Below are 9,701 nucleotides of genomic sequence, written 5' to 3' on the forward strand. Positions count from 1 at the left end.
CATGCAGGTCCGGGGCAGGCAAGGCCGCAAGGGCAACCGGGAGTGGGAGCTGCGGAATCGGCTGACCCGCTCCGCCGCCCGGATGCACGCCGCCCACCTGCACCCCGATGGTCGATGACCTGCACGCGCTTCCTACCGGGATCGGGACACCGATCCTGGCCGCCTGCAACGCCAAGGAAGACCTGCTGGACCTGCTCGCCCTGGCCCGCACTCACCCGGACCGGGCCGTGATCTGGGCCCGGTTGTCCCGGTTCTACGAGCGGTGCGGTCGTTCCGGTCTGCCGGAACTGGAGCGGTTGGCCACCACGGTGTCGGTCTGGTGGCCGGAGATCCTCGCGTCAATCCACACCGGCATCACCAACGCGGGATCAGAGGGCGCCAACCGGGTCATCAAGACCGTCGCCCGGGATGCCTACGGCTTGTGCAACCCGGTCAGCCAACGACTCCACACTCGCTGCGCCACCACCCGGCGGGGACGCGGATGCCTTGACCCCGCTTAACTTCGAAGAGCCCGTATGTCCTGCACAGCGTTGCCGAGCCCGGCGCGGTCCTGGCCGACGACCCGAACGCGGTGATGATCGCGTTCGCCGATTCGGCCGCCGTCGACCGCAGGGGGAGCGAAGCCGCCGGCCGCCCTCCATCAAGGCGATAGTCCTGTCGAGTGGACCATCGGCGATCGGCGCGTTCGAACGCCTCCGTCACCGTACGGTTGTCCTGGTACACGGTTGACCGGGGCGATCGTGGTCGGGGTGAGCGACGCGTATGGACCAAGACCCACTATCAGGAACCAGCGCACGCCCCGACCAGTCCACCACGAGCAACAAGGTGTCCGGCCCCGTGTTCGGCGCCAGCATCCAAGCCGGCACGATCCACGGCGACATCCACCTGATCTCCACTGTCGAGCGCGCTGGTGTTCCGATCCCGCGTCAGCTGGCGGCGCCCTCGGCGCTGTTCACCAACCGGGCCGCCGAGCTGCGTCGCATGGACACGCTACTCCCGGCACCGGCCGCCACCACGCCGCGGGTGATCGTGCTGCGGGGACCTGGCGGCATCGGCAAGACGGCGCTGGCGCTGCAGTGGCTGCACTCCATCGCCCACCGGTTCCCTGACGGACAGCTCTACCTCGATCTCTCGGCCCTCGACCGCGGCATCGGCGACAACGGCCCTAACGCCACGGCCGAGGCCGTCGCGCAGTGTCTGCGCTCGCTCGGTGTGCATCCCGCCCATGTGCCCGGTGAACTGGCCGAGCAGGTCGGCTTGTTCCGGTCAGTGACCGCGGGCAAGGCGATCGCGGTGCTGGTCGACAACGCCGTCTCGGCGGCGCAGGTCCGCACGCTGTTGCCGGCCTCGGCCCACTGCGTGGTCGTGGTGTCCAGTCGACGCAGTCTGCGTGGTCTGCTCGCGGACGGTGCCGCGTTTGTCGATGTCGCTCCGCTGGAGCACGCGGCGGCATTGGAGCTGCTGACAAAGGTGCTGGGGGCAGATCGGGTCAGCGCGGAGGCGGAGCCGGCACGGCGACTGGTCGGGCTATGTGACGGGCTTCCGCTGGCGTTGTGCGTGGCCTCGGGGCAGCTGGCCTACCGGCCGCAGCAGTCGTTGACCCACGCCGTGGACGTGCTGGCCGACGAACGTGGGCGCTTGGCGGTCATGGCCGAGGACGAGGACGTGTCCGTGCAGGCGACATTCGACTCTTCTTATCAGGTGCTGCCCGATCACGCCGCGCGTGCCTACCGGCTGATGGGGCTGCATCCGGGGCCGCATTTCGGCCTGCCGGTGGTCGCGGCGGCCCTGGGCACGGATCTGTCGCAGGCCAGGCGATCGATAGAGGTATTGGTCGATTCCAGCCTGCTCAGCGAGATCGCGACCGGCCGATTCCAGTTCCACGATCTGCTGCGCGTGCACGCCGCCACCACCGCGCGACGGGTCGACGACCCGACACACCTGCAGGGCTGTCTGCTCGCAATGGCCGAGTGGTACCTGCACGCCGCTCGGGCCGCCTATCGCGTGTTGGTTCCGGCGCGGCGCCAGCTGGACTACTCCTATCGCACGCACGCGCCTGACGTCGCGGTTCCCGACCAGGCCGGCGATTCGGCGACCGCCCTGGAATTCCTTGAGCAGGAACGACTCTGCCTGGTCGGCTGCATCGCGTGGGCGGTGGACAACCGGCACGGCGAGTTGGCGTGGCAGACGGCGGACGCGCTATGGCCGGTGTACCTACTGCACAAGCATTACACCGAATGGTGGGACGTGGACCGGCTCGCGTGGGCCGCGGCCCGTTTGTGGGGTCGGCCGTCGGCGGAGATCAGCAGCCTGAAGCGCTGGTCGAGGGCGTGTGTGGAGCTCGGACGCGTCGACGAGGCTCGCGCCCATATTCAGCGGGCCCTCGATCTCGCCGAGGCCATTGGCGATCAGCGGCGAGTCGCGAGCATGCGCAAGGCGATGGGCACGCTGCTACTCGACATCGATCAGCCCGGGCAGGCCATCGACTGGCTCACCCAAGCGCTGCCGACCTACCGCGGCCTGGGCAAGTACCGCAGCGCCGCGCTGACCCAGCTCAACCTCGGCGTCGCGCTCACCCTGACCGGCCGCGCGGGCGAGGCAGTCGCGTTACTAGACGAGGCCGTGGCGGCGTTCGCGGCGTTGCCCCATCCCGACGACTACAACGGCGCACGCTCCCTGATCGCCCGTGGCCGCGCCCTGGTCAGGGTGGGGCAGCGGGCGCGAGCGCGCGGCGACCTGCAGGCCGCCATGGCGGTGATGACGCGCTTGGGGTCGGCCTACGAGCAGGCCCAGGTCCGCATCGGATTGGCGGAGTTGGCCGAGTCCAATGGAGATCCGCGCACCGCGCAGGATGAGTACGAGCAGGCGCTCGAGCTGTTGACCGCGACCGGGTCCTCGCCCAAGGCCAGCGCGGTGCGGTCGCGGATCGAGGCGCTGCGCCGCCAAGGGTGATCCGCGCCGCCCACGGGCCGGCAGCGCTTTGCCGTCCTTTACATCTACAGTGGACTCACGTCGGGAAGTACAAGCGAGGCAAGCACTTGCGGTGTGATCGCGATGGGTTCGTCGGGTTGGCCGCCGATCTTCCAGCCGGCGGCGAGGCAGGCGTGGCGCACGGCGGCGACCGGGTCGCCGGTGCGCGCGTAGTAGTGCGTGAAGGTGGCCAGCAGGGTGTCTCCGGCACCGCTGGTGTAGTGGACTCCGCGGGGAGTGGTCGCCTCAACGGACCAGATCGTGCCGGTCTCGCGCACGCCAAGCAGCGCACCGCGTTCGCCGGCGCCGACCAGCACCAGCGGTGTGCCGTAGCGCCGCCAGATCGCTCGGATCCAGTTGGTTGGCGGCAGCGGCAGCCGTTCGTGCGAACATGCCAGGATGTGCGCGACGCGCATCCAGTCCTGGTTGTGCGCGCTGTCCACATCGGTGACGAGGTGCAGGTCGGTCGCGATGGGAATGCCGCGGTCGACGGCGACGGGGATCAGCGGCCGCGTGAAGTTGATGTTGGTGAGCAGGGCGAGGTCGCACCGGCCGGCCTGGTCCAATGCGGCGGAGAACACCTCCGGCGGGTAGGACGCGGTGGTGGTGTCACGCAGATCGGTGCTGCCGGCCCGGCGGCCCGTGGTGTCGTAGAGGACGACCGCGCGGGGCAGGTGCTCGGTGTAGAGGGTGGCGGGGCCGAGCAGGCCTTGCTCGCGTAGGCCCGCTGCCGCGGTCAGGCCGGCCAGATCGTGGCCGAGGTAGGTCGCAAACACGACTTCGCTGCCCAAGGTGCGCAGCGTCGAGGCGGCGGTCCAGCCCACCCCGGACAGGCGCAGGCTGATACGTCCGGGAAGTCGGCGGCTGGACAGATACGGCACGGGGAAGGTGTCGACGGGCAGCGCCACGCGGAGATTGACGATGCCGGCGACCGCGACGGTGCTCATGACGATTCCTTTCGATGGCGGTGTCGTGCCGGGCGGTTGGAGTGACTGCTGGCCAGGGGCGCGCATCGGATGCGCAGGCGGGCATGGCGGCACCGGTGGTCGTGGTGCTCGGCCGGTGCGCACGTCAGTCCGCGCAGCAGCACGGCCGGTGGGCGGGTGGCCCACCACTCGTGCAGGGCGCGTGCGACTGTGTCCAGTCGGTTCGGCGTCTGGCTGTCGACGCGGGCGGCGTGCAGGCGCAGCCCGTCGCGCGTCAGGACGGTCAGCCGGCCACGCCGGCGGACAATGACGGCCAGAGCACATCCGGGGTAGCGGTTGAGCAGCGCATGGGCGCGGCGCAGCGCCCCCGGCCGGAAATCCTCGGCGAGCAGGACATCAGCGCAGGACAGCCGGCCCGCCACGTCCTGGCCGACTCGACCGACGACTGCGTCGGTGTCGGCGGTGATCCACCGGACCCGGGTGCTGCTGGCTGAGCCGCTCGTCCGGTTTGCCGTCGGGCAGGCGGTCTCGCGCACCCAGGCCCGGATTTGAGGGGATGTCATCGCCACTGGTCCCCCGCCGTCGACAGGGACGGCGGGGAAAGCGGGGGCGGTGTGGCAGGCGGGGCGGGCGCGGACAGCCGCAGGTGCCCGTACAGGATCTCGCGCAGCAGTCGGTGCGCCTGGCCGGGGTGGGAGGTCAGCGCTGCGGCGACCGCGGCCTGCTGTGTGCGGGTGTCCTGGTCCAGGGCGTCGTGGATCTGCGGGGCGAGGTCGCGTGAGATGCGCAGGTGTGGCGCGTGTAGCGCGAGCAGCGCCTGCGGGGACCGCTCGTGGACCTCGGTCACCGCCAGGTCGGCCTGCAGGACCGGGCGGCCCAGCGCGGCGGCGTAGGTGGTGATCGAGCCGTGGTCGCCGATCACGCCGTCCGCCGCCACCAGCAGCGCCCGCCAGTCCTGCCACGGGTCGATCAGCGCGAGCCCGTGGTGGCGGGCCGAGCTCAGCCAGGCCTGGATCTGCTGGCGTCCGTGCGCAGTCCAGGCCGCGGGGTGCAGCAGCCCGGCGAGCATGTGCTGGTCGGGGCACAGGGCCTGCGCCAGTCGTTCGTACAGCTGCGGGTGCCGGGCGAGCAACGCGTGCGGCCCCCAGGTGGAGGCGATCAGGATCAGCCTGCGTCGACCGATGCCCAGCGCCGCGCGGTACTCGGCGCGTAGCCCCACGCTGGCGGTCATGCGGTCCCAGCTCAGGTCGCCGATGACCGCAGTCGCGGCGACCGCGCACGGGCAGCCGGCGGCGAGCAGGTCGCGCTGGTGGTGGTGCGACAGCGCGATCGTGGCGGGCACGACCCGTCCGTGCCGCGCCAGCCGCCCACAGTCCAGTCCGTACACCTCACGCCGCCCGGCATCCTCGTGAGGCGGCGTCCCCGCTGGTGGCCTCAGGCATCGGGCCGCTGGGGCGATCAGGGGCCGCTGGGCGGACAGGGGCACGTACTTGCCGTAGCCCGCGCCGTGGGGCAGCACGACGATCGGCGCTCGCAACGCGGTCAGACCGCCGTACCCGGCGGCCACCACGACGTCGGTGTCCAGACGCACGGCCTGGGACCAGGGCAGCACCACCTCGCCGCGAGCGCGCAGAAACCAGACGACGCCGTCGGCGAACACGTCCGGCGCGACCGTGAACAGCAGCTGCACCCGCAGGTCCGCGCCGATCACCGAGCGGATCTCCAGCAGCGCCTGGGCGCTGGCCACGGTGTGGGCGACGGCAAGCACGGTGCGGCTCCCCGATCGAGTGAGCCACCCGGAGGTGTTAGGCCGGGACGACACCCACGGCCCTACTGTGTGCTCCATCACGCTGTTCCCCCAGGTCCTCGTAGGAATCCCCGACGGAAGCCAGCGTCCACACGGCACTCACCGCGGCACTGTCAGCGCACCCACCACTGCACCCACCACTCGCCCATCAGTGGGTCATGGTCAACCAAACGACCTCGCCCGGCCGCCAGCAGCGCTACCGTGAAGAGGCTTCTCGTTCCCGGGTCGGCGACCAGCGAGGGGGAACGCTGGTGGATCTGCAGTGTCGCATCTTCGGAGAAACCCAACTGGTCCTGGGTGGCCAGCCGCTCGCGATGGGCACCTCCGCCAAGACCAGAGGTCTGCTCGGCGTGCTGCTGCTCAACGCCGGCCGCCAGGTGAGCTTCAGCGAACTGGTGCGGTGGCTGTGGGACCACGACGACATGCCCGACGACGAGCGCACCAGCATCCACAACTACCTCACCCGGCTGCGCGGCATCTTCAAAAGCGCCGGCCTCCAAGCTCCCCTGCAGTGGAAACGGGCCACCAACAGCTACGTGATCACCCTCGACCCGCTGCGGGTGGACTACCACCACGGCAAAGACCTCTACCACCGTGCTCGGTTCGCTGTGGGCGAGCATCAGCACGCGCGGGCCTTGCCGCTGCTGGAGGAGGCGCTGCGCCCATGGCACCACCTGCTGCTGGCTGACCTTCGGACCCAGCGCGCCGAGGACACCCGAGTGGACTTGACACGCCGCGAGATGCTGCCGATGTGCTACGCGCTCATCGACTGCCTGATGGCTCTGGAGCAGCCCGAGGACGCTCTGGGACGCCTGGACGCTCTGCTGTCGGAGCACGAGTTCGACAGCAAGCTGATCGAGCGCAAGATGCGGGCGCTCATCCAAGCCGGCCGCGAGAACGAGCTCACCGAGTACTACTTACAGACGAAACGGCGGCACGAGGAACGTCTCGATCTCGAGTTCCACCCACGCCTGGACGACCTGTTCCAGTACTTGCTGTCCCACCAGCCGGTCGTTCCTCCGGTGTCGCCGCACAGCCTGTCCGCTCGCACCGAATCGCTCCGGCTGCCCGATGACGCCGCCCCCGCCGCCACGGTGCCGGATCAGGTTCCCCCGGGAATCCGGGACTTCACCGGCCGCACCGAGCAACTGTCCTTGTTGGACAGTGTGGTCGATATGGGCGATCTTGACGGCACACCCACCGTTCGCGTTGTGGCGATCGACGGCCCTCCCGGCATCGGCAAGTCGGCATTGGTCACGCACTGGGCCAACCGGATGCGAGCCGCGTTCCCAGCCGGCCGGATCCACATCGACCTCAACGGCTTCGGCCCCGGCGACCCAGTGGCCCCCGCGCTGGCCCTGTCATGGATCCTGCAGGCGCTCGGCGTTCCCTCCAGCGCGATCCCTCAGCATTTGAACGAGCGGACCGCGCAACTGCGCACCCTAACCGCCGGCGCACGGCTGCTGCTCATCCTGGACAACGCCCGCGACTCCGGCCACGTCCGGCCACTGTTGCCCGCCAGCGCGACCTGCATGGTCGTGGCCACCAGCCGCACGGTCCTCACCGGACTGATCCGCGATCACGGCGCGCACCGGATCCCGCTCCCGCAACTGTCCTCACAGGACACTCACAGCCTGCTCACGCACATGATCGTGCCGGAACGCGCCCAAGAGGACCCCGAGGCGTTGACCCGGCTGGTCAACCAATGCGACGGGTTCCCGCTGGCCGCGAGGATCATCGGCGGCTACACCATCACCCATCCCCACGCCCGGCTCGCGGACCTCACTGAGCACCTGGCCGACTACCACGACCTGCTCAACGCCCACGACGCCGACGACACGACGACCCTGCACACGATGTTCACCTGGTCCTGCACGACCCTGCCCGATTCCGCGCAGCGCGCCTTCCAGCTGCTCAGTCTGCACCCGGGACGGGAGTTCGCCGTTCCGGCCGCCGCGGCACTGCTGGATCTGGACCTGCGAGCTACGGGTCAGGCGCTCGCCGTCCTGGCCGGCGCGAATCTGATCGACCACGCCGACCATCACCAGCGCTTCCGCATGCACGACCTGATCCGCGCCTTCGGCCGCGACCTTCTCGTCCGCCACATGCCGGCGCAGGACCAACAGGAGGCCAGCGAACGGGTTCTCGACTTCTACGTCCAGACCTCCGACCACGCCGGCATGCTGCTCTACCCTCACCGCCCCTCCATCCCGGTCCCACCCGCGCGGACCCTGATCACCGGTCAAGTCTTCACTGCCGAGGACGATGCCGGCGCCTGGCTTCGACAGGAGTGCACCACGTTGATCGCCGCGGTCCACTTGGCCGCCGCCCGGGACCTGCACGACCATACGTGGCGGTTGACCGCGCTGGTGCGCGACACCCTGGACCGCCTCGCCCGGCACGACGAATCCTTGACCCTGCACACCGTTGCCCTGGCGGCGGCCCGCGCAGCCGGCGACCGTCATGCCGAAGGCCTGACGGCGAACAACCTCGCGGTGACCCAGATCCGGCTGGGTCACTTCCAACCGGCGGTCGACAACCTCATGTCTGCGTTGTCACTGAGCCGTGAACTGGGCAACGCCGATATCGAAGCGGGCTGCCTGCACAACCTCGGCGTCGCTCACGCCGGACTGGGCCACCGGGAGCAGGCGCGCACGTTCTTCCAACAGGCGCTGCGACTGCGGGAATCCACCGGGGAACGGTCCGGCACCGCCTACACCTTGCAGCGGCTCGCGCGCCTGCACCACCAGCAGTTCCACCAGCCCGAGGTCGCCGCCGCCCTGTACGAGCATGCCATCGCCATTCACACCGACCTCGCCGATCTGACCGGGCTGGGCCAGGCGCTCATCGAGTTCGCGGAGTTGCGCAACGACACCGGCGACCACGAGGGCGCGCTGGCCTACGCCTTGCAAGCCCTAGTCGCCATCCACACCACCGGCACGACCGCGCACACCGCCGTCGCGCACAACGCGGTCGCCGCCGCCTATCTCGGGCTACGCCAACCGGCCAAGTCCATCCCCGCGGCTCGCGAGGCGCTGCGGCACGCCCACCACAGCAGCGATCTGCCCGCCCGGATCCAGGCGCTGCACATCTTGAGCGAGGCCTACCAGGCCACAGGGCAACCCGAGCTGAGCCAGACCTGCGACGAGCAGCATCTCCAACTCTCGGCCGCGCTGCGCCCTGGGGCCCGCGGCCTGGACTGTTGAGCGTTGGCCGCTTCGAGATCGACCCCGGCGGCACCGCCTACTTGGTCTGGTCGGACTACTGGTCCCGGTCGCGCTTCATGGCCAACGACTTCGTGTTCAGCATGTCGACCACCGGGACCGTGTGGACCCGTCCCAGTGCGGGTCGCGGTCGGCGCCCCACTAGCGTCCGTGTCGGCCTGACCATTGCTGCTGTCGCGCAGGAGACCCACGAGCTGCTCGCGGCCAACGCCACCATCTCCGTGCACCTGCCTGTGCTCACCGCCTGCTTCGCCCGCGAGTGCCTCGCTGACCTGGCCAAGACCAGGGGACCTGATCTGGCCGACCGTGCCGCACGTGCGGTTCGTCTGCGCACAGAACGCCGGCCGCTCGCAGATTGCCGCCGCGCTGCTCGACCACCACGCCGTCTGGCGCGTCGTCCGCTCCGCCGGCTCCCGCCCCTCAGGCGACACCCGCCTTCAGGCGGCGATCGCGAGCAACGAACCGGCGAGGGCGGCGGGATTGGCGGGGTCGAGGAACCGGTGCAGCACCAACGTCGACGGCACGACGTGTAGGACGCCAATCGCGGCCATCACATCGGCGGCCAAGGCCAGCATGGCGCGGCCGCCGGGCCCAACCCGTTGTTAGGCAACACGATGCTGCGCAAGCACGCGTCGCAGCGCCCGGAGTCGGCCGCCATGATGCAACAACTCTGCCACGAGGCCGGCAACCGATCGACGCCTACGTCGACATCTACGCGACCACGAAACACATCGCCGAGGTGATCGGCAGCCTCCGGGTGGAAGGAGTCTCGGT

At 70.0% G+C, this 9,701-nt stretch carries 7 protein-coding genes; 3 read left to right on the top strand and 4 right to left on the bottom strand.

Features of this window, described 5'->3' with window-relative positions:
* Window positions 1–107: 107 nt before the first annotated feature.
* Together ACIG5F_RS48975 and ACIG5F_RS48980 are read left to right on the top strand one after the other, a co-directional pair.
* Complete coding sequence (locus tag ACIG5F_RS48975; protein ID WP_396527236.1) at window positions 108–500, top strand: transposase; 393 nt, start codon at window positions 108–110, stop codon at window positions 498–500.
* Between the two features lie 337 nt (window positions 501–837).
* Window positions 838–2,952, top strand: coding sequence for a tetratricopeptide repeat protein (locus ACIG5F_RS48980; protein WP_396527237.1), 2,115 nt, complete (start codon window positions 838–840; stop codon window positions 2,950–2,952).
* 44 nt (window positions 2,953–2,996) lie between these two features.
* Here the strand turns inward: ACIG5F_RS48980 and ACIG5F_RS48985 are convergent, their stop codons facing one another.
* The 3 genes from ACIG5F_RS48985 to ACIG5F_RS48995 are packed head-to-tail and all read right to left on the bottom strand — an operon-like array spanning window position 2,997 to window position 5,664.
* Entirely contained in the window at window positions 2,997–3,917 is a 921-nt protein-coding gene (locus ACIG5F_RS48985; RefSeq protein WP_396527238.1) for a carbohydrate kinase family protein, read from the bottom strand.
* On the bottom strand, window positions 3,914–4,432 hold the full coding sequence (locus ACIG5F_RS48990; RefSeq protein WP_396527239.1) for a hypothetical protein: 519 nt from the start codon (window positions 4,430–4,432) through the stop codon (window positions 3,914–3,916). The genes ACIG5F_RS48985 and ACIG5F_RS48990 overlap by 4 nt, the downstream gene beginning before the upstream one ends.
* A 23-nt stretch (window positions 4,433–4,455) precedes the next feature.
* Window positions 4,456–5,664, bottom strand: a complete 1,209-nt coding sequence (locus ACIG5F_RS48995; RefSeq protein WP_396527240.1) for a hypothetical protein — start codon at window positions 5,662–5,664, stop codon at window positions 4,456–4,458.
* A 290-nt stretch (window positions 5,665–5,954) separates the two neighbouring features.
* Between ACIG5F_RS48995 and ACIG5F_RS49000 the strand changes: the two genes are divergently transcribed.
* The gene (locus ACIG5F_RS49000; protein WP_396527241.1) at window positions 5,955–8,909 is read left to right on the top strand and encodes an AfsR/SARP family transcriptional regulator; all 2,955 of its coding nucleotides are present in this window, start codon (window positions 5,955–5,957) and stop codon (window positions 8,907–8,909) included.
* 455 nt (window positions 8,910–9,364) lie between these two features.
* Here the strand turns inward: ACIG5F_RS49000 and ACIG5F_RS49005 are convergent, their stop codons facing one another.
* The gene (locus tag ACIG5F_RS49005; RefSeq protein WP_396527242.1) at window positions 9,365–9,502 is read right to left on the bottom strand and encodes a hypothetical protein; all 138 of its coding nucleotides are present in this window, start codon (window positions 9,500–9,502) and stop codon (window positions 9,365–9,367) included.
* Between the last annotated feature and the right edge of the window lie 199 nt (window positions 9,503–9,701).

The organism is Kutzneria sp. NPDC052558 (assembly GCF_044547355.1).
GTDB lineage: Bacteria > Actinomycetota > Actinomycetes > Mycobacteriales > Pseudonocardiaceae > Kutzneria.